The sequence below is a fragment of the Streptomyces sp. WAC 06738 genome (assembly GCF_003945505.1).
GTDB lineage: Bacteria > Actinomycetota > Actinomycetes > Streptomycetales > Streptomycetaceae > Streptomyces.
Genome location: NZ_CP029618.1, coordinates 1,955,980 through 1,978,162, shown reverse-complemented (window position 1 = coordinate 1,978,162; position 22,183 = coordinate 1,955,980). Strand labels below are relative to the sequence as shown.

The window sequence follows — 22,183 nt, the reverse complement described above, 5'->3', positions numbered from 1 at the left end:
CTGTAGAACGTCCGACTCCTGACACCGACGACACTGCTGACTGCGGAGGGATCAGCCGGGGTAGCCCGACGGGTTCAGCTCCTGGAACGCCCACGCGTCGCGGCACATGGCGGCGAGATCGCGGGTCGTGGTCCAGTTCCAGGCCCGGGCCACGGCGCCCGGGTCGGCGATGAGCGCGGCCACGTCACCCGGCCGGCGCGCGGTGATCTCGTACGGGATGGGTCTGCCGCACGCCCGTGTGAACGCCGCGACGAGTTCGAGGACGGAGGTGCCGACGCCGGTGCCGAGGTTGAAGACGCGCATCCCGTTCTCGTCTCCGAGATGTTCGAGAGCGACCCGGTGTCCTTCGGCCACGTCCCGCACGTGGATGTAGTCGCGGACCCCGGTGCCGTCGGCGGTCGCGTAGTCGTCGCCGAAGACGCGGAGCCCCGGGAGCCGCCCGACCGCGACCTGGGCCAGGTACGGCATGAGGTTGTTCGGCACCCCCCGCGGGTCCTCGCCCAGCAGCCCGCTCTCATGGGCACCGACCGGGTTGAAGTACCGCAGCGCCAGGACGCTCATGTCCGGCAGCCGCCGGCAGGTGTCGGCGAGCACCTGCTCGCAGAGCCACTTCGTCGTGGCGTACGGGTTGGTGGGCCGGGCCGGGTCCGCCTCGGTGAGCGGCACCCGGGTGGCGTCGCCGTAGATCGAGCACGACGAGGAGAACACCAGGCGGTGCACGCCGTGCTCGCGCATGGCGGACAACAGCGCCGTGGTGCCGCCGACGTTGGTGTCGTAGTACTCGACCGGCTGCTGTACGGACTCGCCGACCGCCTTCTTCGCGGCGAAGTGGATCACCGCGTCGAAGGAGTGGGCGGCGAACACCTCGGCCAGCGCGCGCCGGTCCCGCAGGTCGCTCTCGTACACCGCGGTCAGCGGCCGGCCGGCGACCTTGGCGACGCGCTCCAGGGCGCGGGGCGAGCTGTTGGAGTGGTCGTCGACCACGACCACGCCGTAGCCGTGCTCCAGCAGCTCGACGCACGTATGGCTGCCGATGAACCCGGCACCGCCGGTCACCAGCACTGTTGCGGACATGGGAGTACCTCTTTCGACCTCGTCACGGGTTGCGGGGGAAGCGGGGCCGGTCTCACCAGCCGATGACGCCTGCCAGGTAGACCGGGTACATCGAGAGGGCCCAGGCGAGCGGGACGAGCAGCGCGGCACCGGCGAGGAGGGGCGGGCCGGCCGTGCCCAGCGCGCGGCGAAAGCGCACTCCGGCCGCTCTGGCCGTCTCGGCGACGTGCAGCACCGCGACCACCAGGGTGACCAGCGCGTACGAGACGGCGCCGGCGAGGCAGAGGAAGACGTAGCCGACGGCGGGACCGGTCAGCTCGCCGACGATGGCCGCACCCGTCAGCACCGACGCGATGAAGAGATGGGGGGCCACCAGCCGCAGCGGCAGGGGCTCCAGGCCGTCACGGCTCTTCGGCGTGACCTTGAAGACGACCGTCCTGGGGCGCAGCCGCTGGAGTACGGCCGTGCCCACCCCCCAGACGACGAACGGCCAGCGGGAGACGCTGAACAGCCAGTTCTCCCAGCTCACCACCGGGGCGTCCCGGGGACGCAGCAGGCCGCGCCGGCGCATCATCAGGGCCAGGAGGACCATCCACACGGTCATCGCCCAGAAGTGGCCGAGGAACGCGAAGTAGTTCACGTCGATCCACGGCAGCCCGGTGACGGCCGCGACCGGAGGCAGCGTGAGTCCGACCGTCGACGTCAGTGCCAGCAGCGGGTAGTACGACAGCGCCAGTACGAACCGTGCACGCAGCCACCCGCTCATCCGGCCCAGGTGCCGGGGCACCAGGTCCATCATCATCACCGCGAGACTGCGCGACCACTGGAACTCCTGGGTGGCCATCGCCGCGAAGGTGATCGGCCCGTCGCCGTGGGCCTCGGCGTCGATGGCGAACGCCCCCTGCCAGCCCGCCGAGTTGAGCAGGAAGGCGGTGGAGAAGTCCTCGGCCAGCTCGGGGCCGATGCCGCCGATGTCGCGCAGGGCCCGGGTGCGCACCGCGTAGTGGGAGCCGATGCAGACGGGAGCGAGTCCCTCGGAGTGCCCGAGCTGGACGGCGCCGTGGAACATGGCCTCCCGGTGCAGCCGGCCCCGGGCCGACCACGAGGCCGCCGCGTTGGCGTCGCACACGCTCGGGGCGGCCACGTAGCCGACGGCGGGATCGGCGAACGGCCGGATCACCTCGGTGAGATAGCTCCGGTGCGGCACGTGGTCGCAGTCGAGCTGGGAGACCACGTCGTAGTCGCGGTACCCCCAGTGGTCGTAGAAGAAGGCGAGGTTGCCCTCCTTGCAGCGCGTCCGCCGCGGCCAGGTGGCCCGGTGGTAGTCCGCCCGGCCCCGCCGGCACGACACCCGCACCCCGTTCGCCGCGCACCACTGGAGAACCTCCGCGGACGGGTCCTCGTCGCAGAGCCACACGTCGTACGGGTACGGGAAGTCCTGCGCCAGCATCGCCAGGAGCGTGCCGCGGGCCAGCTCCCACTGCTCCGACGGCGCGCGCGTCACCACGAACGCGGCGCGCACGTGCGGAACGCCGATCGCCGGACTGAATCTGCGCAGCCGCAGGACCGGGACGAGGAAGTGCAGGGGCATGAGCGACAGGTACATCAGGAGCGCGCTGTTCACGAGGAACCCCACCCAGCCGATCCGGTGCGCGGGCTGCAGCCACCACACCCAGAACCAGACCAGGCACACCAGCCAGCCTGTCACCAGGATCGTCACCTTCCGCCGGTCGGCCCGGGAGAAGACGGGGGCGAAGCTGCCGGCCCGGGTGCGCAGGGACGGTGAAGGGCGGCCGAACGTCGGTCCGCCGGCGGGGATGCGGACGACGTTGCCGTCCGAGAGTGCGAGGATCCGGGCACGCAGGTCTTCGTGCGAACCGGCGGCCGCCGTGCGGCTTCCGCCGGTGGCAACAGTCTGACCTGCGAGTCCTGACTCTGCCTGCGTCATGGGAAGGTGCTCCGGGAGTGGTCTCGGCGCGGCGACGCGAGAGGTCCGGGCCGCGCTGGGCGAAGGGGGTGCCGGCCGGAACCGCGTGACGTCCGACGGTTCCGGCCGGGGGCGTTCGTCAGAACCCGGCCTCGGCGGCCGTTCCGGCGGACATGACGGCGGGACCGTCCTGCTGCCCGCCCCTGATCGCCGCGGCGCCGGCCGCCACGTCCCGGGGCCGTGCGGCGAACCACTCGACCGTTCGCCGCAGCCCTTCCTCGATACCCACCTCCGGGTACCAGCCGAGCCGTTCCTGCGCGCGGGTGATCACCGGGCGGCGCCGGACCGGGTCGTCGACGGGGAGCGGGTGGTACTGCAGCTCGGACGTGGCACCGGTGATGCCCAGCACGAGTTCGGCAAGCTCCGTGACGGTCCGTTCCGCCGGATTTCCCAGATTGAACGGACCGGCTTCGGGCGAGTCGAGCATCGCGACGATTCCGCGGACCAGATCGTCCACGTAGCAGAAGCTGCGCGTCTGCTTTCCGTCGCCGTAGATCGTCAGCGGCTCGCCGGCGAGGGCCTGGGTGATGAAGCTGGACACCACGCGGCCGTCCTGCGGGCGCATCCGGGGGCCGTAGGTGTTGAAGATGCGGAGGATGCCGGCGTTCACCGAATGGCTCCGCCGGTAGGCCGCCGAAACCGCCTCGGCGTACCGTTTCGCCTCGTCGTACACACTTCTGGGGCCGACGGGGTTGACGTTTCCCCAGTAGTCCTCTCCCTGCGGATGGACCAGGGGGTCCCCGTACACCTCGCTCGTCGACGCCAGGACGAAGCGGGCATCGTGACGCCGGGCGAGGCGGAGGCAGTTCTCGGTGCCGCGGCTGCCCACGGCCAGCGTCTGAAGTGGCCTGCGCAGATAGTCGGGCGGCGACGCCGGGCTCGCGAGATGCGCGACGGCGTCGATCCGCCCCGGGACGTCCACGGCGACGCTGACGTCGGTGTGGAGGAATTCGAAGGCGGGATGCGCCCTCAGGTGGGCGATGTTCTCCGGCTCACCGGTCGAGAAATTGTCCAGGCACACTACGGAATCCCCGCGCCGCATCAGTGCTTCGCACAGATGCGAGCCGAGAAAACCGCCGCCACCGGTCACGGCAACGCGCATGTCTCTCTCCACGAATCAAGGATGAAACCTCGGCTCCGCGACCGGGCACGCCCCACCCCTTTCGCGGCGGGGAAGTCCCTGGATTGGAGACGGCTCTCGGTGAACCGCAGAAAAAGCATAGGGGCATTAATAGGATATTCATCAAAGGGTGTCGGGCGTGCTGGGCCGATCAGCCGTACGCCGAGTGGCCCACCCACCGCTGTGATCACTGACGGGATTTCTCCGGAAGTCCGGCTCCGCCTCGTCCGGCTCACTCTCGCGAGTGAACCGGCCTCGCGCGCGTCGCACTGCCGCGGCGGCTCTCCCGTCCCGCGGATGGCCCCCGGGTCACCGGTCTTCCTGGAGCCTGAGCAACTCGGCGAAGACCGAGTCCCGGCCGCGGGCGACGAGTTCGTCGAAGGTGCCGGTCTCCACGACGCGGCCGCGGTCGAGGACGACGATGCGGTCGGCGATGCGGGTGTTGACCAGGCGGTGGGTGATGAACACGGTGGCCCGGCCGGCGGCGAGCGTCTTCAGCCGGGTGTACACGCGGTGTTCGCCGCGGGCGTCGAGCGCGGCGGTCGGCTCGTCCAGGACGAGCACGGGGGCGTCGCGGTGGAAGGCACGGGCGACGGCGATGCGCTGCCACTGCCCGCCGGACAGGTCGTGGCCGCCCCACCACGAGCGGGCGAGCGAGGTGTCGAGCCCGCGGGGGAGTTCGGCGAGCACGCCGTCGGCGCCGGCCGCCGCGGCGGCGGCGTGCACGGCGGCGTCGCCCTCGGGGCGGGGCTGGCCCAGGGTGATGTTCTCGCGGGCGGCCAGCGGCCAGCGGGTGTAGTCCTGGGGCACGTGCGCGATACGGGAGAGCACGGCGGCCGGGTCCGCGTCCGCCAGGTCCGTGCCGTCCCAGCGCACGGCGCCCCCGGTGGCCACGTACAGCCCGGTGAGCAGCCGGGCCAGGGTGCTCTTGCCGGCGCCGTTCTCGCCGACGAGGGCCAGGACCTCGCCGCGCCTGAGGTCCAGGTTCACGCCGGCCAGCGCGGGCCGGTCGGCGCCGGGGTAGGTGAAGGAGACGTCCCGCGCGGTGATCAACTGCGGCCCGTCCCCGGCGACTTCGGCCGCGCCGCGGCGGTTCGCCCACGTCTCGGCGAGGGCCAGGAAGCGCGCCCAGTCGTCCAGCGACAGCGACGTGCGGAAGAGCCGCGCCCCGGCCCGTACCGTGGTGTCGAGCGCCGCCCCCGAGGCCCGCACGGCGAGCGCCGCGGTGCCCGCCGCGGCCGGCTCCATGTGCCCGGCGGCCACGAGGAACACGAGCACACCCCACGTCGCGGCGGTGCCGAGGGCGGTGAGCGCGTCGCCGACGCCCTGCACGAGGAGCGCCTGCCGGGTGGCGGCGAGCTGCTCGGCCTCCAGCCGGGCGGAGATCACGCGGTACTGCCGGACGAGGAACCCGGCCATGGTGCCCGCCCGCACCTCGTCGGCGTGCCTGCGGTCGGTGGTGTACGAACGGAAGACGCTGCGCAGCCGGGTGTCGCTGAGATTGCGGTGGTGCGCGGCGTGCTCGATGCGCGCACCCCGTACGGCGCCCCAGGCGCACGGCACCACGGACGCGACCAGCAGCGGCAGCATCACCGGGTGCAGCACGGTGACGACGGTCGCCGCGGCGGCCAACTGCGCGGCGGCGGACGTCAGCACCTGCGCGTCGAGGATCAGCTCGCCGGTCTTCTCCGCCCCGTCCGACGCCGCCTCGTGCGCGTCCTCGAACCCCGGGTCCTCGTACGCCACCAGCTCGGCGTCGGTCGCCGCGGTGATCACGGCGAGGTCCGCCTCCCGCACCACCTTCGGCGCCAGCCGCGCGGCGGCCGCCCGCGCCCCGGCGTCCAGCACGTACCGCCCGCACGCGGCGAGCACGAGCGCCACCACGGCCCCGGCGCTGCCCCGCAACCCGTCGGCGACGTCATCCCCGCCGAAGACCCCGGCGAGCACCCGCGCCGTCGCCGCCAGCGCCAGGGCGGTGAGCACGGCGGCCCCGATCTGGCACCCGAGCAGCGCCACCAGGGCCCGCCGGTCCGTCCGCCACCCGAGCCGCCCGGCTTCGGCGAGGGTCCGGGGCAGCCGGCGGGCGATGGTCCAGGTGGACAGGTTGACGCCGGCGTCGAAGTGCCGGTCGGAGTCGAGCCGCATGAGCGGCGCCTGCCCGGCGGCGGCGACGGGCGGTAAGGAGGCGGAGTTACTCACGCCCCCATTGGGGCCCGCAGGCGCCCGGCGGGCAACGGTGTTGTTCCGGCCACGCACCCGCCGGGCGGTCGCCGGGCAGCGGACGGCGGCCCGGGGGAGCGCCTTGCGTCAGCGGCCCGCCGGCAGGTGGTCGCGGGCCCACTCCTCGAAGGTGGTGAGCGGGATGCCGAGGTCCGTGGCGTACCGGGGGCGGCCGGGCTGGCCGGCGGTGTTCAGCCACTCGTGCGTGACGCCCATCGGCGGCATGCCGGCGGCGAGGGCCTGCTCGGCGGTCATGTCCGGGGCGGGCAGGTGCGTACCGAGGACGCGGGAGAGGACTCCGGCGATCTCCGTCATCGACAGGTAGTCGCTCGCCAACTCCAGCTCGACGCGGTCGAACCGCTCCGGCTCGGCGATCGCCGCGGCCGCCGCGCGGCCGATGTCGGCCACCGCGACCAGGGACAGCCGCGTCCCGGGGTCGAGGACGCTCACCAGGCCGCCCTCGATGCCGCGCGGGAAGAGAAACCGCATGGAGGGGAGGAAGTTCTCCATGAAGGTGCCCGGCTTGAGGAGCGTCCAGCGTGGGAAGCCGGCCGCGCGGAGGCGGTCCTGGACCGCCGCCTTGGCGGTGAGGCTGTCCTCCACCGCCCAGCGTCCCTCGGCCCAGCCGGGGGTCTCGGTGTGCTGCCCGGCGCCGGTGACGGAGGTGTGCACGAACTGCCGGACCCCGGCGGCCTTCGCGCCCTCGATGAGGTTGACGCCCTGGGCCACCTCCCCGTCGAAGTCGAAGCCGTCCGCGGTCATGGCGGGCATCTGGACGGAGAACACCGCCCGGGCCCCGGTCGCGGCCCGGATCACGGAGTCGCGGTCGCGGAGATCGCCGGCGACCACCTCGGCGCCGAGCGCCGCGACGGCGCGGGCGCGGTCGCCGTCCGGGTCCCGTACCAGCGCGCGGACGGGAACACCCGCCGCCCGCAGGGCGCGTGCGGTGGCGCCGCCCTGCTTGCCGGTGGCGCCGGTGACCAGGACGGGCGCGGAATCTGCGGACATGGCGCTCCTCGGATGCTCGCCGGAACCTAAACGGCGGGGCCCGCCGTTTAGGTTCCGGGTACGATACGGCGGGCCCCGCCACTTAGCAATCCCGGAGGCGACACCATGCCCGGAACCGGCCGGCGCGCAGACGCCCGGCGCAACTACACGCGCATCCTCGCCGTGGCCGAGGAAGAGGTCGCCGCGCACGGCGCGGGCGCCTCCCTGGAGCAGATCGCGCGCACCGCAGGCGTCGGCTCCGCGACCGTACGGCGCCACTTCCCCACGCGCCGCGCCCTCTTGGAGGCGGTCTCCAGGGAGCGGATCGAGGCCCTGTGCCGCCGCGCCCACACCCTGGCCGGCAGGGCGGACAGCCGCGGCGCGCTCCTGGAATGGCTGGACGAGGTGGTCGCGTACTGCGTCTCGGCCCGCGGCCTGGCCGCCGCCCTCTCCTACGACACCGCCGGGACCGACCCCGTACGCGGCAACACCTGCGCGGCGGCACTGGAAGAAGCGGCGGCTCCGCTGCTGCACCGGGCGGTCCGGGACGGCAAGGCGACCCCGGACGCCACGGTCGCCGACCTGATCACCCTCATCGTCGGCATCACCCTGGCCACGGAACACCACCCGGCCCCCGCCACCGAGGCGCACCGCCTCTTCCACTTGGCGGTAACGGGCCTGAGCCCGCGGACCTGACGGATGCCCTCGGCGGGTGGGGCCGCGGCGCCGCTGCCCGGGTCCTCGACTCCAGCGTCCTGCTCGGACTGCTCGACCCCGGCGACACGCTGGTGACCGCCAAAGGAACGGCTACGGGCGCGTTCGCGGTGCTGACCGGCGACAGACGCTAGGACGGCGTGGACCCGCCGGTGGAGATCGTCACCCCGGACGAACGGTGACCTGAACGAGGGACGACAGCATGCCGGTCATCAGCAGGGTCTGGCCCTCCTGGCGGGTCGTGGTGTGGGCGAAGCCCGCTCGGGCGAGCTGGTCGGCCCAAACGCGGGGCTGAAGCACCCAGCGGTGCATAGTCGTTGCGTCGCCCGCGGGTGTTCTGGCCGGGATGCCGACGCGTACGACGTCCGCCTGCGCGGGAGCGCCGCCCGCGTGGTGGGCAAGGGTGGCGAACACCAGCCGCCCGCCGGGGCGCAGGGCGGCGGCCGCTGCCGGGAGCAGCGTGCCGGGGTCGGTGAAGTCGACGGCGCCGAAGATGCTGTAGAGCACGTCGTACGTGTCCGGTGTCCTGCGCAGGTGGGTGGCCGCATCGGCGTGGACGAGCCGGAGCCGGGGGGCGAGGTGCGTGTACAGGGTGGTGGCCAGGGCATGTTGGGCGGGGGAGGCGTCGATCGCGTCCACCCGGGCGGGGCGACGGCGCGCCGCCAGGTACGCGGCCTGCCGCGCCGACCCGGCCCCCAGATCACCCACCCGCAGGCCGGTGACATCCCCCAGGATCTCCGCGCCCGGTCCGCCGTCCCCGGCCCACGTCCAGCGGAAGGCGTCCGGAACCGCGCGGTCTCGCTCCGCGCGGACGCGGCCGTAGTGGTGCCAGAGGTCGGGCGTCGTCTCCACCTGCCCCATCATGTCGGGTAGGGCACCCGGGGGTTATCCCCCTGCGGGGGACGGGAGTTGGCCTGATGGTCGTGGGGCACGTTCGCGCCGTAGCTTCGGGGCGCCGGCCCGCTGACCCGGCGCCCCCTTGGCATCCTCCCGAGGAGCACCATGCGCAGAACCTCCCTCATCTCCCTCGCCCTGCTCGCCGCCACCACCCTCACCGCCACCCTCTCCGCCGCCTCACCCGCCACCACCCCCTCGCCCGGCGGGCGCCAGGCCATCGACTGGGGGCCATGCTCCGCCCAGCGGCACCCCGGCCTGGTGGAAGCCGGGGCCGAGTGCGGGCGGCTCTCCGTGCCCCTCGACTACGCCGCACCGCACGGCCGCACCATCGACATCGCCGTCTCGCGCATCCGCGCCACCGCCGAGCCTTCCCTGCGCCGCGGCATCCTCCTCGCCAACCCCGGCGGACCCGGCGGGCCCGGACTCGACTACCCCCTCGCCCTCAGCCCCGTGCTGGGCGACGTCGCCGACCGCTACGACCTCATCGGCTTCGACCCCCGCTTCCTCGGCGACAGCACCCCCCTCGCCTGTACGCCCCCCGCAGGCCCGCCCGCCCCGGCCGCCGGCAGCCGCCGGCAGCTCTTCGACGCCACCGTCGCGTCCGCCCGCGACATGGCACAGCGCTGCGGCCGGCCCCGGGGCAACACCGCGCTGCTGCCCCACGCCACCAGCCGCAACGTCGCCCGCGACATGGACGCCATCCGCGCCGCCCTCCGCGAGCCCGCGCTGTCGTACTTCGGCGTCTCCTACGGCGCCGACCTCGGCGCCGTCTACACCCAGCTCTTCCCCCGCCGCGCCGACCGCATCGTCCTCGACAGCGGCACCGACCCCTCGCTCACGCAGTACGAGCTGTTCCAGGCCACCGGCCCCGCCGCCGAAGCGGGACTCGACGAGTGGGCGGCGTGGACGGCGGCCCGCCACGGCACGTACCGCCTGGGCCGCACCGCCCCGCGCGTCCGCGCCACCGTGGAAGGGCTGGTCACGCGGGCGGAGCGGCAGCCGATCACCATCGGCGGCCACGTCGCGGACGCCGGCCGGCTGCGCCTGATCATGCACCAGTTGGTGCAGTACGAGGAGAACGACCCGGCGCTCGCGCGCATCGTACGCAACCTCCGCGACGCCCTCGACGGGCATCCGGTCGAGCCCGACCCGGTACTCGCGCAGTGGCTGGCGCTCCTCGGCTCACCCGAGGCCGACGCGCTGTTCGCCGTCCCCTCGTTCACCATGTGCGCGGACGGCGGCTGGCCCGCGGGCGGCTGGCCCGCCGGCACGCACGCCTACTGGCGCGCCACCCAGCAGAGCCGCGCGACCCAGCCGGTCTTCGGCCCCCAGGCCAACGCCCTCTCCGCCTGCACCTTCTGGCCCGTCGAACCCGGCGACAACGGCACCGTCATCGACAACGACGTACCCGTCCTCATCCTCCACGCGACCCGCGACAACAACACCCCGTACGCGGGCGGCGTCGCCCTGCACCGCGCGCTCGGCGGCTCCCGCCTCCTGACCGCCGACATCCGCAGCCACGGCGTCTACGCCAACGCCATCAGCGGCAACCGGCCCGTCCGATGCGCCGACAGGGCGGTCAACACCTACCTCGCCGGCGGCCCCCTGCCCCAGACCGACCGCACCTGCACACCCTGACCACCCCGGCCGGCCACCGCGGTCGCGGATGTCCGGGGCGGCCGTCCCGGACGCCCCTCACGCCTCCGCGGGGCGGGCGTCCTCGGGGCCGGCGTCCGCGGGCGGGGCGTCCGCCGCCGCGTCCGCCGGTTCCGTCTCCTCGGCCAGTTTCACCACCGCCACCGCCGCGACCACCACCCCCGCGACCGTGACCAACTTCTCCAACGCACTGCCGAATCCGAAGAGCATGCGTACCTCCCCCTCACCGCCCACCAGCCTAGCGCCGGCCGGTGACAGAGGTCACTTGCCCGCGGCCAGCTCCGCCAGCACCCCGTCCGTGAACGGCGGCCACGCCTCCGTCGCCCAGTCGCCGAAGCCCCTGTCCGCCAGCGCCACGCACGCCGCCCCGCGCCCCGCCGCCGTCGGCGCCTCCGGGTCCACCCACAGGAACGTGCCCGACTGGCCGAAGTGCCCGTACGTGGCCGGGGACGACGACGCGCCCGTCCAGTGCGGCGACTTCCCGTCGCGGATCTCGAAGCCCAGGCCCCAGTCGTTCGGGTTCATGTGGCCGTAGCCCGGCAGCACGCCCTTCAGGCCGGGGAAGCAGACCGACGTCGCCTCGGCGTGCGTCTCGTCCGAGACCAGCCGCGGCACCAGCAGCTCGCCCGCGAACCTGGCCAGGTCCGCGACCGTCGACGTGGCGTCCTTCGCCGGGGAGCCGTCCAGCGTCGTCGCCGCCATGCCCAGGGGCACGAACACCGCGTCCCGCACGTACTCCGCCAGCGGTATGTCCGTCGCCTTCGCGAGGTGGTCGCCCAGGACCTCGAAGCCGGCGTTCGAGTACAGCCTGCGGGTGCCCGGCGCGGCCATCACCCGGTGCTCGTCGAAACCCAGGCCGGACGTGTGCGCCAGCAGGTGGCGCACCGTCGAGCCCTCGGGCCCGGCCGGTTCGTCCAGCTCGATCGCGCCCTCCTCGACGGCCACCAGCGCCGCGTACGCCACCAGGGGCTTCGTCACCGACGCCAGAGGGAAGCGGTGGTCCGCCGGGCCGTGGGACCCGGCGAGCGAGCCGTCGGCGCGTACCGCCGCGGCCGCCGCCGTACCGACGGGCCACGACTCGATCACAAGCAGGCTGTCCATGCGCCGAGCCTAACGCGCGCATATCTTGTTGCTTGGAGTGCACTCGAAGTCAGTAGCGTCGACGCGTCGAGAGTGGGGAGCCTGCAATGAGCCTGACCACAGCGGCCCGGGTACGCCCCGAGGGCCAGGAGCACTTCTCCATCAGCGAGGTCGTCTCCTTCACCGGACTGAGCGCGCACACCCTGCGCTGGTACGAGCGCATCGGACTGCTCAACGACGTCCGCCGCTCGCACACTGGCCAGCGCCTTTACACCAACGACGACCTCGACTGGCTCGACTTCGTCCGCAAACTGCGGCTCACCGGGATGCCGGTCGCCGACATGGTGCGCTACGCCGAGCTCGTCCGGGCCGGCGACCAGACGATGACCGAGCGCACGCAGCTCTTCCGCGAGCACCGCGAGGTGGTCAGGCAGCAGATCGCGGATCTGCAGACGACGCTCGCCGTTCTCGACTTCAAGATCGAATTCTACGAGGGAGCAGCTTCCGGATGCACTCCATGAACACCCCCGTCGCCACCGTCCCCCTCGGCACCGACGGGCCCCTGGTCGGGGTCCAGGGCCTCGGCTGCATGGGCATGAGCTTCGCGTACGGGCCCACCGACGCGGACGCCGCCCGGGCCACCCTCGACCGCGCCCTCGAACTCGGCATCACCCTGTACGACACCGCCGACATGTACGGCGACGGCGAGAACGAGAAGTTCATCGCCCCCTTCATCCGCGCCAACCGGGACGCCGTCACCCTGGCGTCCAAGTTCTCGCTCTCCACCGACCCCGAGGACCCGCAGAAGCGGGTGATCCGCAACGACCGGCCCTATCTGCGCTCCTGCATCGAGGGCAGCCTGCGCCGGCTCGGCGTGGAGACCATCGACCTGTACTACATGCACCGCCGCGACCTGCGCGTCCCGATCGAGGACACGGTCGGCTTCATGGCCGAGCTGGTCCAGGAGGGCAAGGTGCGGCACCTCGGGCTGAGCGAGGTCACCGGCGCGGAGCTGCGCGCGGCGCACGCGGTGCACCCGATCGCAGCGGTGCAGTCGGAGTGGTCGGTCTTCAGCCGGGACGTGGAGCGGACGGCGGTGCCCGCCGCCCAGGAGCTGGGCGTCGCCTTCGTGCCGTACTCGCCGCTCGGCCGGGGCTTCCTCACCGGGGCCTTCGTCAACGCCGAGGAGGACCTGACCGCCGACGACTTCCGCCGCACGATGCCGCGCTTCACCGGCGGCAACGGCGCGAAGAACGCGGAACTGCTCGCGCCGCTGCGGCAGGTCGCCGAGGCGCACGGGGCGACGCCGGCGCAGATCGCGCTCGCGTGGGTGCACGGGCAGGCGGCGCTCCGCGGGATGACGGTCGTGCCGATCCCGGGGACGCGGAAGCCGTCGCGGGTGGAGGAGAACGCCGCGGCGACGGTGATCGAGCTGACGGAGGCGGAGCGCGCGCTGCTGGAGCCGCTGGCCGGGCAGGTCGCGGGTCCGCGGTACGCGGACGTCACCTTCACCTCGGCCGGCAGGGAGTAGGGCGCCGGTACGGTGACGGGCCGCCCGGCGCGGCTCCGGCCCACCGGGCCGGCCCGTCCGCGGGCGTGCGGCCCGGTACGCCCGGCGGCCGGTACGCCGTGCCGCCCGATACGCCGCCGGCCGGCCCGTACGAGGCGTACGGGACCGGCCGGAGTGCGTGTCACCGTCCCGGGCGCGGCCCCCGGCAGGACAGGCGCCGCCGCCCGTCCCCGCCGGTCCCGGCGCCCCCGGGCGGGAGGTGTCAGGCGTCGCCGCCCGCCGCCCCCGGATCGGCCGCCGCCACGTCCAGAAGCTGGTACCGGTCGATCGCCTGCTTCAGTACGGACCGGTCCACCTTCCCCTCCTTCGCCAGCTCCGTCAGCACCCCCACCACGATCGACTGCGCGTCGATGTGGAAGAAGCGCCGCGCCCCGCCGCGGGTGTCCGCGAAGCCGAAGCCGTCCGCGCCCAGCGACTGGTACGTGCCCGGCACCCACCGCGCGATCTGGTCGGGTACGGACCGCATCCAGTCCGACACCGCCACGAACGGCCCCTCGGCCCCGGCGAGCTTCCGCGTCACCCACGGCACCCGCTGCTCCTCCTCCGGGTGCAGCAGGTTGTGCCGCTCGGTCTCCACGGCCTCCCGGCGCAGCTCGTTCCACGAGGTGGCGGACCACACGTCGGCGCGTACGTCCCACTCCTCGGCCAGGATCCGCTGCGCCTCCAGCGCCCACGGCACGGCCACGCCGGACGCCATGATCTGCGCCGGGATCCGGCCCGCGGCCCCGGGGGACAGCTTGTGGATGCCCCTGACGATGCCCTCGACGTCGACGTTCTCCGGCTCGGCCGGGTGGATGATCGGCTCGTTGTACACGGTCAGGTAGTAGAAGACGTCCTCGCCGTGCGGGTGCTCGGGCGACGAGCCGTACATCCGCCGCAGGCCGTCCTGCACGATGTGCGCGATCTCGAAGCCGAACGCCGGGTCGTACGCCACGGCCGCCGGGTTCGTCGACGCCAGGAGCTGGGAGTGGCCGTCGGCGTGCTGGAGGCCCTCGCCGGTGAGCGTGGTGCGGCCGGCGGTGGCGCCGATGACGAAGCCGCGGCCGAGCTGGTCGGCCATGGCCCAGAACTGGTCGCCCGTGCGCTGGAAGCCGAACATCGAGTAGAAGACGTAGACCGGGATCAGCGGCTCGCCGTGGGTGGCGTACGCGGTGCCGGCGGCGGTCAGCGCGGCCGTACAGCCGGCCTCGGAGATGCCGTCGTGCAGGAGCTGCCCGGTGGGCGACTCCTTGTAGGCGAGGAGCAGCTCGCGGTCCACGGACTCGTACGTCTGGCCCAGCGGGTTGTAGATCTTGGCGCTCGGGAAGAAGGAGTCCATGCCGAACGTGCGGTACTCGTCCGGCGCGATCGGCACGAACCGCTTGCCGATCTCCTTGTCCCGCATCAGGTCCTTGAGCAGCCGCACGAACGCCATCGTGGTGGCGATCGCCTGGCTGCCGGAGCCCTTCTTGACGGCCGCGTAGGTCTTGTCGTCCGGCAGCTTCAGCGGCTGGGAGCGCACCACGCGCGTCGGCACGTAGCCGCCGAGGGCCTGCCGGCGGTCGTGCATGTACTGGATCTCCTCGGAGTCCCGGCCCGGGTGGTAGTACGGCGGGAGGCCGTCTTCCAGGTCCTTGTCCGGGATGGGGAGGTGCAGGCGGTCGCGGAAGCGCTTGAGGTCCTCGACCGTGAGCTTCTTCATCTGGTGCGTGGCGTTGCGGCCCTCGAAGTTCGGGCCGAGGGTCCAGCCCTTGATGGTCTGGGCGAGGATGACCGTCGGCTGGCCCTTGTGCGCGACGGCGGCCTCGAAGGCGGCGTAGACCTTGCGGTGGTCGTGGCCGCCGCGGCCGAGGTGCAGGAGCTGGTCGTCGGTCATGTCCTCGACCATCTTGCGCAGCCGCAGGTCGTCGCCGAAGAAGTGCTCGCGGATGTACGCGCCGGATTCGGTGGCGTACGTCTGGAACTGGCCGTCCGGCGTCGTGTTCAGCTTGTTGACCAGGGCGCCGTCGCGGTCCTGCGCGAGCAGCGGGTCCCAGGAGCGGTCCCAGACCAGCTTGATCACGTTCCAGCCGGCGCCGCGGAAGTACGACTCCAGCTCCTGGATGATCTTCCCGTTGCCGCGGACGGGGCCGTCGAGCCGCTGGAGGTTGCAGTTCACGACGAAGGTGAGGTTGTCCAGCCCCTCGCGGGCGGGCAGGGACAACTGGCCCAGCGACTCCGGCTCGTCCATCTCGCCGTCGCCGAGGAACGCCCACACGTGCGAGTTCGAGGTGTCGGCGATGCCGCGGGCCTGCATGTAGCGGTTCATCCGGGCCTGGTGGATGGCGCCCAGCGGGCCGAGGCCCATGGAGACCGTGGGGAACTCCCAGAAGTCCGGCATGTTCCGCGGATGCGGGTAGCTGGAGAGGCCGTTGGGCGCCTTGGAGTGCTCCTGCCGGAAGCCGTCGAGCTGGGCTTCGCTGAGGCGGTCGAGGAGGAAGGCGCGGGCGTAGATGCCGGGCGAGGCGTGGCCCTGGAAGAAGACCTGGTCACCGCCGTCGCCGTGGTCCTTGCCGCGGAAGAAGTGGTTGAAGCCCACGTCGTAGAGCGACGCGGACGAGGCGAAGGTGGCGATGTGCCCGCCGACGCCGATGCCGGGGCGCTGGGCCCGGGAGACCATCACGGCCGCGTTCCAGCGGGTCGCGTTGAGGACCTTGCGCTCGATCTCCTCGTTGCCGGGGAAGAACGGCTCGTCCTTGGTCGCGATGGTGTTGACGTAGTCCGTGCTCCGCATCTCGGGCACTGCCACGCGCCTCTCGCGGGCGCGTTCGATGAGGCGGAGCATGAGATAGCGGGCTCGTTCCCGGCCCCGCTCGTCGACGGCCGCGTCGAGCGAGTCGAGCCACTCCTGGGTCTCCTCGGGATCGAAATCCGGGACCTGGCTGGGAAGGCCGCCAATGATGATCGGGTTGCGATCGGATCCGGAAGCCACGCTGTTCCTTCGCTGTACGTATCGGTAATCGGACTGCTCGCAGATGAGAGGTCTCGCGCTGATTCCCATCGTCTACCGCGGTTGCGGCCACGTCATCTCTACTGTTTGGTAACCCTGTATTCGTTCCACCGGGGCTCGACCGACACGGCCGTGGAGGGGCCGTACGGGCTGATCGCCAGCGTACCCGCAGGCAACCCGGGCGACTGCGCCCCCTGGTCGAGGGGTGCCCTCCATAGGGCGGGATCGGCCGCCGGGTACTTGCGCGATTCGCCCGGCACGTGTGGACTACGCCCATCGCCTCGCGTGCGCGCGAGCGTGATGGCTGATTTCGGAAGATCGACGGACACGAGCAGGAGGCAATCCGTGAGCGCGACCGCGGACCACGCGGAGGAGCGGACCAACCCCGCCACCAGGCTGGGTTTCCAGGCCGGAGAGGTGGTCCAGGAGATCGGTTACGACGACGACACCGATCAGGAGCTTCGCGAGGCCATCGAATCGATCACCGGGCAGAACCTCGTCGACGAGGACTACGACGACGTCGCGGACGCCGTCGTGCTCTGGTTCCGCGAGGACGACGGCGATCTGACGGATGCGCTGGTGGACGCCACCACCATGATCGACGAAGGCGCCCCGGTCTGGCTCATGACGCCCAAGACCGGCCGTGACGGCTACGTCGAGCCCAGCGACATCGGCGAGGCGGCGCAGACCGCCGGTCTGGCCCAGACCAAGAGCATCAACGCGGGTACGGACTGGAGCGGCAGCCGGTTGGTCACCCCGAAGGGGGCCCGCTCGACCAAGCGCTGACACGTCTTTTCACCGGGACTGCCCGTGCGGTCCCGCACTTCTGCGCGGGCGCTCCCGCGGTGCTGCACGGCCGGGCTCCCGGCCGGCGCGGCGGCATCCCGGCGCGGAGCGGCACCCGCCACGCCCGTACGCTCGTGACCCGGCAGAGGTTCGCTGGACCGGGAGACCGGAGGTCACGGATATGGCACTGGACGGGATCGAGGCGCTGGCGCCCGGCGCCGAGGCGCCGGACTTCGCGCTGCGCAACGAGCACGGCGAGACCGTGCGGCTCTCGGACTACCGCGGCGAGAAGGCGGTCGTCCTGCTCTTCTTCCCGTACGCCTTCACCGGCGTCTGCACGGGCGAGCTGTGCGCGCTGCGCGACCGGCTGCCCGCCTTCGTCAACGACGAGGTCCAGCTCCTCGCCGTCTCCTGCGACACGCCGTTCGCCCTGCGCGTCTTCGCCGACCGGGAGGGCTTCGGCTACCCGCTGCTCAGCGATTTCTGGCCGCACGGCGCCACGGCGCGGGCGTACGGCGTCTTCGACGGGGAGAAGGGCTGCGCGGTCCGCGGCACCTTCATCATCGACACCGCAGGCACGGTCCGGTGGACGGTCGTCAACGACCTGCCGGACGCCCGGGACCTCGACGAGTACGTGGCGGCGCTGAAGGCGCTCGCCCCCGCCTGACGTCCCGCGGCCGGGCGGCGCCGCGTTCGTTCGGGTGTTCGGCAGGTGGACGTGTGTGGCCGGAATCCTGCACTATCCGGCAGTGGCGCGGCTCCTGACGCTTCCGGACCCGGGAAGTGTGGGGACTTGACACCGCCGGGGAAGATGGGGTCACGACCTACGTGCCGGGTGCGGGTGAACCGTGCGGGTACGGTGACGAAAGCCCGGTGGCGTGCAGCGTCCCGGAGACGGACGGACACACGATGAGAATGGACGACTGCCAGTGGTGCTGAAAACCTTCGGCTGGTCTTTCGCGGTGACCGCCGCGGGCCTCGCCTGTGCCGCGATCTTCTGGGGGTGGGAGGCGTTCGTCCTGGTGGCGATCCTGTCCATCCTGGAGATCTCGCTCTCCTTCGACAACGCGGTCGTCAACGCCGGCGTGCTGAAGAAGATGAACGCCTTCTGGCAGAAGATCTTCCTCACCGTCGGCATCCTCATCGCCGTCTTCGGCATGCGCCTGGTCTTCCCCGTGGTGATCGTCGCCATCACCGCCAAGGTCGGGCCGATCGAGGCGATCGAACTGGCCGTGGACGACCCCGACCACTACGAGCAGCTCGTCACGGACGCGCATCCGTCGATCGCCGCCTTCGGCGGGATGTTCCTGCTGATGATCTTCCTGGAGTTCCTCTTCGACGAGCGGGAGCACAAGTGGATCCCGTTCATCGAGAAGCCGCTCTCGAAGGTCGGCCGGATCGACGCGATCTCCGTGTGCATCGCCCTGATCGTGCTGCTCACCACCGCGATGACGATCGCCACCAGCGCGATCCAGCACGGCGGCGGACATGTGGACAAATCAGGCACAGTCATGTCCGCGGGCATCGCCGGTCTCATCACGTACCTCATCGTCGGCGGCCTCTCCGGGCACTTCGAGAACAAACTCGAAGAGGAAGAGGAACGGGAACACGAGGCGGAGGAGGCGGCGAAGCGCTCCGGCCAGCAGCAGTCCGCCGTCGGGCTGGCGGGCAAGGCCGCGTTCTTCATGTTCCTCTACCTGGAGGTCCTGGACGCGTCGTTCTCCTTCGACGGCGTCATCGGCGCCTTCGCCATCACCAACCACATCTTCTGGATGGCGCTGGGCCTGGGCATCGGCGCGATGTACGTCCGGTCGCTCACGGTCTACCTGGTGCGGCAGGGCACGCTCGACGAGTACGTGTACCTGGAGCACGGCGCGCACTACGCGATCGGCGCCCTGGCGACCATCCTGCTCATCACGATCAAGTGGCACATCCACGAGGTCATCACCGGCGTCATCGGCGTCGCCTTCATCGGCCTCTCCCTCTACTCCTCCATCCGCCGCAACCGGCGCATCGCACATGAGGGCGGCGGCGGAGACGACGAACCGGCCGAAAAGGAGCTTCCCTCCCGCGTGTAGGTTCCGCGCGGTCCGAGATGCGGAAGGATTCCCCTCGGGGCCGGTCGACCGACCGGGCCCGAGGGGTTTCCCACGTCTGGGGGTACGAGGTGTCGTTCTGGGGCAACTGGCGGCGGGAGGGGGTGCCGCAGTTCGACAGCGCCGGTGCGTCGTACGCGGTGCAGCTCACCAAGCGCAAGCCGCTGCTCTCGCTGAGCCGGCAGGGATCCGACACCGGCAACCTGCGCATCAACCTGTCCTGGCGGATGCGCACCTCCGACCTCGGCGGCCGCACCCGCAGGAGCGGCGGGACGCTGCTGCACCCGGCGAAGCTTTTCCGGCCGGAGATCGTGCAGGCGCAGGGTCCGGCCGTCGTCAACGTCGACCTCGACCTGGCGTGCATGTACGAGCTGGAGGACGGCACCAAGGGCGTGGTGCAGCCGCTGGGCAACCTCCTCGGCGACATCAACGACCCCCCGTACATCAAGCTCAGCGGCGACGACAGGTTCGGCTCGGGCTCGGGCGAGACGGTGTACGTCAACCTCGACCACAAGGACGCGTTCCGGCGGCTGCTGGTCTTCGTCTACATCTACGACGGCACCCCCGCGTTCGACCGGACGCAGGCCGTCGTCACGCTGTACCCGTCCAGCGGGCCGCGGGTGGAGATCGCGCTCGACGAGCGGGCGCCGGAGGCGCGGTCGTGCGCGGTGCTGCTGATCGAGAACAAGAAGGGCGAGCTCACGGTGCGGCGCGAGGTGCGCTACGTGTACGGGTTCCAGTCTGAGCTGGACCGCCTGTACGGCTGGGGGCTGGTCTGGGGGCGCGGGTACAAGACGAAAACGTGAGCGCCCGCGCGGCGGTCAGCGGCCGATGAACTGCGGGCCCTGGGGCGGGAGGGTGAACGCCGGAGGGTAGCCGTACGCGATGGGCGGCGCCGGCTGCGGCTGCGGCTGGGCGGCGGCCGGCTGGGGGCTCTGCGGGGCCTGCTGGGCCTGTGCGGCTTGCTGGGCCTGTGCGGCCTGCGCGGCGCCCGGCGCGGGCCGGCCGCCGGAGGCCGGGTCGTTCCCGGAGTCGGGCGTCGGGTGGTGCCCGGTGTCCGTCTCGTCCACCGAGATGCCGAACTCGCCGGCGACGCCGACCAGGCCCGTGGCGTACCCCTTCGTCACCGCCCGGAACTGCCAGCCGCCGCCGGCCCGCCGCAGCTCGCCGCAGATCAGCGCCGACGACGCGCCGCCGTCGGGCTGGATGTCCACGTACGCGAAGGGCTCCCCGCCCGCCGCGTCGCCGCTCCCGGCGTCGTGCAGCTCGACCCGCAGGTTCCGCACCCGCCCGAGGGTGCCGCCGTCGGCCGAGGCGATCAGCACCATGCGGTCGACCGACGGGTCCTGCCGGGTGAGCTGCGCCTCGACGGAGTCGGTCAGGCCCTCGCCCTGCCGCTTCTTCGGCAGCTTGCGGGCGAGCCCCGAGGGGTGCCGGGGCTGGTTGTAGAAGACGAAGTCGGCGTCGGAGCGCACCCGGCCGCCGTCGTCGAGGAGGATGACGCAGGCGTCGACGTCGGGGACGCCGGCCCCCGGGGTCCAGCGCAGCACGGCCCGTACCGCAGGCACGGATACGGACATGTCGGATCCCTGCGCCATGGCGTGCGTCATGCGGGCTATCCTGCCCTGTCGCCCGCGGCGGCCACAATGCGGGGCGATCGGGGAACGGTGGAGGGCTCCCGGACGTCCCTTTTACCGAATCATCGCCTTCCCTCGACCTTCCTTTACCCGCCTCACCCCGTCCGCCTCCTCACCCCGTCTTCCCCCACCCACGCCGGCCCCGCCCCGGCCGCGTCGACCCTTGGGAGCACCGCATGCGCCACTTCGGGCACGTCTCCCCGGACGTGCGTGCCGGGCTGTTCCACCGCGAGCCGGCCGAGTTCACCGCCGAAGCCCCGCCCGCCGAGCTGGCCATGGCCCTCGGCGCGACCCTCTACAGCCCCGCCACCCGCCCGCAGCTCGCGCGCGACATCCGCGTCCAGGCGGCGCGGGGGTGGTGTCGATGGTGCTGTGCCTGGAGGACTCCATAGCGGACGACGAGGTGCCGGAGGCGGAGGCCAACGTCGTACGGCAGCTCAGGGAGCTGGAGCGGCAGGGCGCCGGCGGTGCCCTGCCGCTGCTCTTCGTCCGCACCCGGGAGGCGGGCCAGATCCCCGATCTGGTGGCCCGGCTGGGGCCCGCGGCGCGGCTGCTGTCGGGGTTCGTGCTGCCGAAGTTCACGGCGGTGCAGGGGGTGGCGTTCCTGGAGGCGGTGATCAAGGCGGAGCAGGTGCTGCCGCCGGGCGGGCGGCGGCTGTACGCGATGCCGGTGGTGGAGTCGCCGGAGGTGCTGCACCTGGAGTCGCGGGCGGCGGCGCTGCGGGGGATCGCACGGGTGCTGGAGCAGTACCGGGAGCGGGTGCTCGCGGTACGGCTCGGGGTCACGGACTTCTGCGCCGCGTACGGGCTGCGGCGGTCGCCGGACATGACGGCGTACGACGTGCAGTTGGTGGCGGCGGCGATCGGGGACGTGGTGAACGTCTTCGGGCGGGCCGACGGCAGCGGCTTCACGGTCACGGGGCCCGTGTGGGAGTACTTCCGTCAGCAGGAACGATTGTTCAAGCCGCAGTTGCGGAGCAGCCCGTTCGCGGCGGGGCGGGCGGAGGAGCTGCGGGCCGCGCTCATCGAGCACGACATGGACGGCCTGCTGCGGGAGATCTCGCTGGACCGCGCGAACGGGCTGCAGGGCAAGACGTGCATCCACCCGAGCCATGTGGCGCCGGTGCACGCGCTGTCGGTGGTGAGCCACGAGGAGTACGTGGACGCGACGGACATCGTGCGCAAGTCCGGTGCGGGCGGCGGGGTGATGCGGTCGGCGTACACGAACAAGATGAACGAGGCGAAGCCGCACCGTGCGTGGGCGGAGCGGACGCTGCGGCGGGCGCGGGTGTTCGGGGTGGCGCGGGAGGACACGACGTTCGTGGAGCTGCTGGCGGCGGCGGGACGGGGGGAGAGCTGATGGCCGGGAACGCGGGCACGGGCGCGGGTCCGGCTTCCGGGGCGGGTCCGGC

General features: G+C 72.4%; 18 protein-coding genes and 1 pseudogene. 9 read left to right on the top strand and 10 right to left on the bottom strand.

The window, feature by feature from the left end; genetic code table 11:
- Window positions 1-51: 51 nt before the first annotated feature.
- The 5 genes from galE to DMB38_RS08305 all read right to left on the bottom strand — a co-directional run bounded on the left by galE (window position 52) and on the right by DMB38_RS08305 (window position 7,388).
- Window positions 52-1,074, bottom strand: coding sequence for a UDP-glucose 4-epimerase GalE (gene galE / locus DMB38_RS08325; RefSeq protein WP_206337660.1), 1,023 nt, complete (start codon window positions 1,072-1,074; stop codon window positions 52-54).
- Between the two features lie 52 nt (window positions 1,075-1,126).
- Complete coding sequence (locus DMB38_RS08320; RefSeq protein WP_125934626.1) at window positions 1,127-3,001, bottom strand: glycosyltransferase family 2 protein; 1,875 nt, start codon at window positions 2,999-3,001, stop codon at window positions 1,127-1,129.
- 118 nt (window positions 3,002-3,119) lie between these two features.
- A complete protein-coding gene (locus tag DMB38_RS08315; RefSeq protein WP_125934625.1) occupies window positions 3,120-4,142 on the bottom strand; it encodes a UDP-glucuronic acid decarboxylase family protein in 1,023 nt (340 codons plus the stop codon).
- 327 nt (window positions 4,143-4,469) lie between these two features.
- Window positions 4,470-6,359, bottom strand: coding sequence for an ATP-binding cassette domain-containing protein (locus DMB38_RS08310; RefSeq protein ID WP_240662037.1), 1,890 nt, complete (start codon window positions 6,357-6,359; stop codon window positions 4,470-4,472).
- A 108-nt stretch (window positions 6,360-6,467) separates the two neighbouring features.
- Window positions 6,468-7,388, bottom strand: coding sequence for an NmrA/HSCARG family protein (locus tag DMB38_RS08305; RefSeq protein WP_125934624.1), 921 nt, complete (start codon window positions 7,386-7,388; stop codon window positions 6,468-6,470).
- A 105-nt stretch (window positions 7,389-7,493) separates the two neighbouring features.
- Here DMB38_RS08305 and DMB38_RS08300 point away from each other — a divergent pair, with 105 nt between their 5' ends.
- On the top strand, window positions 7,494-8,063 hold the full coding sequence (locus DMB38_RS08300; RefSeq protein WP_125934623.1) for a TetR/AcrR family transcriptional regulator: 570 nt from the start codon (window positions 7,494-7,496) through the stop codon (window positions 8,061-8,063).
- A 180-nt stretch (window positions 8,064-8,243) separates the two neighbouring features.
- Here DMB38_RS08300 and DMB38_RS08295 read toward each other — a convergent pair whose 3' ends face one another.
- Complete coding sequence (locus DMB38_RS08295) at window positions 8,244-8,933, bottom strand: class I SAM-dependent methyltransferase (protein ID WP_125934622.1); 690 nt, start codon at window positions 8,931-8,933, stop codon at window positions 8,244-8,246.
- 150 nt (window positions 8,934-9,083) lie between these two features.
- Between DMB38_RS08295 and DMB38_RS08290 the strand changes: the two genes are divergently transcribed.
- Complete coding sequence (locus DMB38_RS08290; protein WP_125934621.1) at window positions 9,084-10,616, top strand: alpha/beta hydrolase; 1,533 nt, start codon at window positions 9,084-9,086, stop codon at window positions 10,614-10,616.
- A gap of 57 nt (window positions 10,617-10,673) precedes the next feature.
- On the opposite strand, the gene DMB38_RS36050 is transcribed toward DMB38_RS08290, so the two are convergent.
- The gene (locus DMB38_RS36050) at window positions 10,674-10,844 is read right to left on the bottom strand and encodes a hypothetical protein (RefSeq protein ID WP_164715941.1); all 171 of its coding nucleotides are present in this window, start codon (window positions 10,842-10,844) and stop codon (window positions 10,674-10,676) included.
- A 51-nt stretch (window positions 10,845-10,895) separates the two neighbouring features.
- Complete coding sequence (locus DMB38_RS08285) at window positions 10,896-11,735, bottom strand: serine hydrolase domain-containing protein (RefSeq protein WP_125934620.1); 840 nt, start codon at window positions 11,733-11,735, stop codon at window positions 10,896-10,898.
- An 86-nt stretch (window positions 11,736-11,821) separates the two neighbouring features.
- Between DMB38_RS08285 and DMB38_RS08280 the strand changes: the two genes are divergently transcribed.
- Together DMB38_RS08280 and DMB38_RS08275 are read left to right on the top strand one after the other, a co-directional pair.
- Window positions 11,822-12,235: a MerR family transcriptional regulator gene (locus tag DMB38_RS08280; RefSeq protein ID WP_125934619.1), complete on the top strand. Its 414-nt coding sequence runs from the start codon at window positions 11,822-11,824 to the stop codon at window positions 12,233-12,235.
- A complete protein-coding gene (locus tag DMB38_RS08275; RefSeq protein WP_125934618.1) occupies window positions 12,223-13,245 on the top strand; it encodes an aldo/keto reductase in 1,023 nt (340 codons plus the stop codon). The genes DMB38_RS08280 and DMB38_RS08275 overlap by 13 nt, the downstream gene beginning before the upstream one ends.
- 241 nt (window positions 13,246-13,486) lie before the next feature.
- Here DMB38_RS08275 and aceE read toward each other — a convergent pair whose 3' ends face one another.
- Window positions 13,487-16,234, bottom strand: coding sequence for a pyruvate dehydrogenase (acetyl-transferring), homodimeric type (gene aceE / locus DMB38_RS08270; protein ID WP_125934617.1), 2,748 nt, complete (start codon window positions 16,232-16,234; stop codon window positions 13,487-13,489).
- A 363-nt stretch (window positions 16,235-16,597) separates the two neighbouring features.
- On the opposite strand from aceE, the gene DMB38_RS08265 reads away from it, so the two are divergent.
- The 4 genes from DMB38_RS08265 to DMB38_RS08250 all read left to right on the top strand — a co-directional run bounded on the left by DMB38_RS08265 (window position 16,598) and on the right by DMB38_RS08250 (window position 19,940).
- Window positions 16,598-17,038, top strand: coding sequence for a DUF3052 domain-containing protein (locus DMB38_RS08265; protein WP_047015555.1), 441 nt, complete (start codon window positions 16,598-16,600; stop codon window positions 17,036-17,038).
- Window positions 17,039-17,219: 181 nt separating this feature from the next.
- Window positions 17,220-17,705, top strand: coding sequence for a peroxiredoxin (locus DMB38_RS08260; protein ID WP_125934616.1), 486 nt, complete (start codon window positions 17,220-17,222; stop codon window positions 17,703-17,705).
- Window positions 17,706-17,967: 262 nt separating this feature from the next.
- The gene (locus DMB38_RS08255; RefSeq protein WP_047015553.1) at window positions 17,968-19,116 is read left to right on the top strand and encodes a DUF475 domain-containing protein; all 1,149 of its coding nucleotides are present in this window, start codon (window positions 17,968-17,970) and stop codon (window positions 19,114-19,116) included.
- Between the two features lie 89 nt (window positions 19,117-19,205).
- Window positions 19,206-19,940 carry a Tellurium resistance gene (locus DMB38_RS08250; protein WP_125934615.1) on the top strand — a complete coding sequence of 245 codons (735 nt, stop codon included), beginning with the start codon at window positions 19,206-19,208 and terminating at the stop codon, window positions 19,938-19,940.
- A gap of 15 nt (window positions 19,941-19,955) precedes the next feature.
- Here the strand turns inward: DMB38_RS08250 and DMB38_RS08245 are convergent, their stop codons facing one another.
- A complete protein-coding gene (locus tag DMB38_RS08245) occupies window positions 19,956-20,744 on the bottom strand; it encodes a TerD family protein (RefSeq protein WP_125934614.1) in 789 nt (262 codons plus the stop codon).
- A gap of 203 nt (window positions 20,745-20,947) precedes the next feature.
- Between DMB38_RS08245 and DMB38_RS08240 the strand changes: the two are divergent.
- A pseudogene (locus tag DMB38_RS08240) lies at window positions 20,948-22,131 on the top strand (HpcH/HpaI aldolase/citrate lyase family protein).
- The last annotated feature ends 52 nt before the right edge of the window (window positions 22,132-22,183 follow it).

What these genes read in the sequence shown, in the direction of transcription:
- galE (WP_206337660.1), bottom strand. Translation starts at nt 1,074, where the DNA reads ATGTCCGCAACAGTGCTGGTGACCGGCGGTGCCGGGTTCATCGGCAGC.
- DMB38_RS08320 (WP_125934626.1), bottom strand. Translation starts at nt 3,001, where the DNA reads ATGACGCAGGCAGAGTCAGGACTCGCAGGTCAGACTGTTGCCACCGGC.
- DMB38_RS08315 (WP_125934625.1), bottom strand. Translation starts at nt 4,142, where the DNA reads ATGCGCGTTGCCGTGACCGGTGGCGGCGGTTTTCTCGGCTCGCATCTG.
- DMB38_RS08305 (WP_125934624.1), bottom strand. Translation starts at nt 7,388, where the DNA reads ATGTCCGCAGATTCCGCGCCCGTCCTGGTCACCGGCGCCACCGGCAAG.
- DMB38_RS08300 (WP_125934623.1), top strand. Translation starts at nt 7,494, where the DNA reads ATGCCCGGAACCGGCCGGCGCGCAGACGCCCGGCGCAACTACACGCGC.
- DMB38_RS08290 (WP_125934621.1), top strand. Translation starts at nt 9,084, where the DNA reads ATGCGCAGAACCTCCCTCATCTCCCTCGCCCTGCTCGCCGCCACCACC.
- DMB38_RS36050 (WP_164715941.1), bottom strand. Translation starts at nt 10,844, where the DNA reads ATGCTCTTCGGATTCGGCAGTGCGTTGGAGAAGTTGGTCACGGTCGCG.
- DMB38_RS08285 (WP_125934620.1), bottom strand. Translation starts at nt 11,735, where the DNA reads ATGGACAGCCTGCTTGTGATCGAGTCGTGGCCCGTCGGTACGGCGGCG.
- DMB38_RS08280 (WP_125934619.1), top strand. Translation starts at nt 11,822, where the DNA reads ATGAGCCTGACCACAGCGGCCCGGGTACGCCCCGAGGGCCAGGAGCAC.
- DMB38_RS08275 (WP_125934618.1), top strand. Translation starts at nt 12,223, where the DNA reads ATGCACTCCATGAACACCCCCGTCGCCACCGTCCCCCTCGGCACCGAC.
- DMB38_RS08260 (WP_125934616.1), top strand. Translation starts at nt 17,220, where the DNA reads ATGGCACTGGACGGGATCGAGGCGCTGGCGCCCGGCGCCGAGGCGCCG.
- DMB38_RS08245 (WP_125934614.1), bottom strand. Translation starts at nt 20,744, where the DNA reads ATGACGCACGCCATGGCGCAGGGATCCGACATGTCCGTATCCGTGCCT.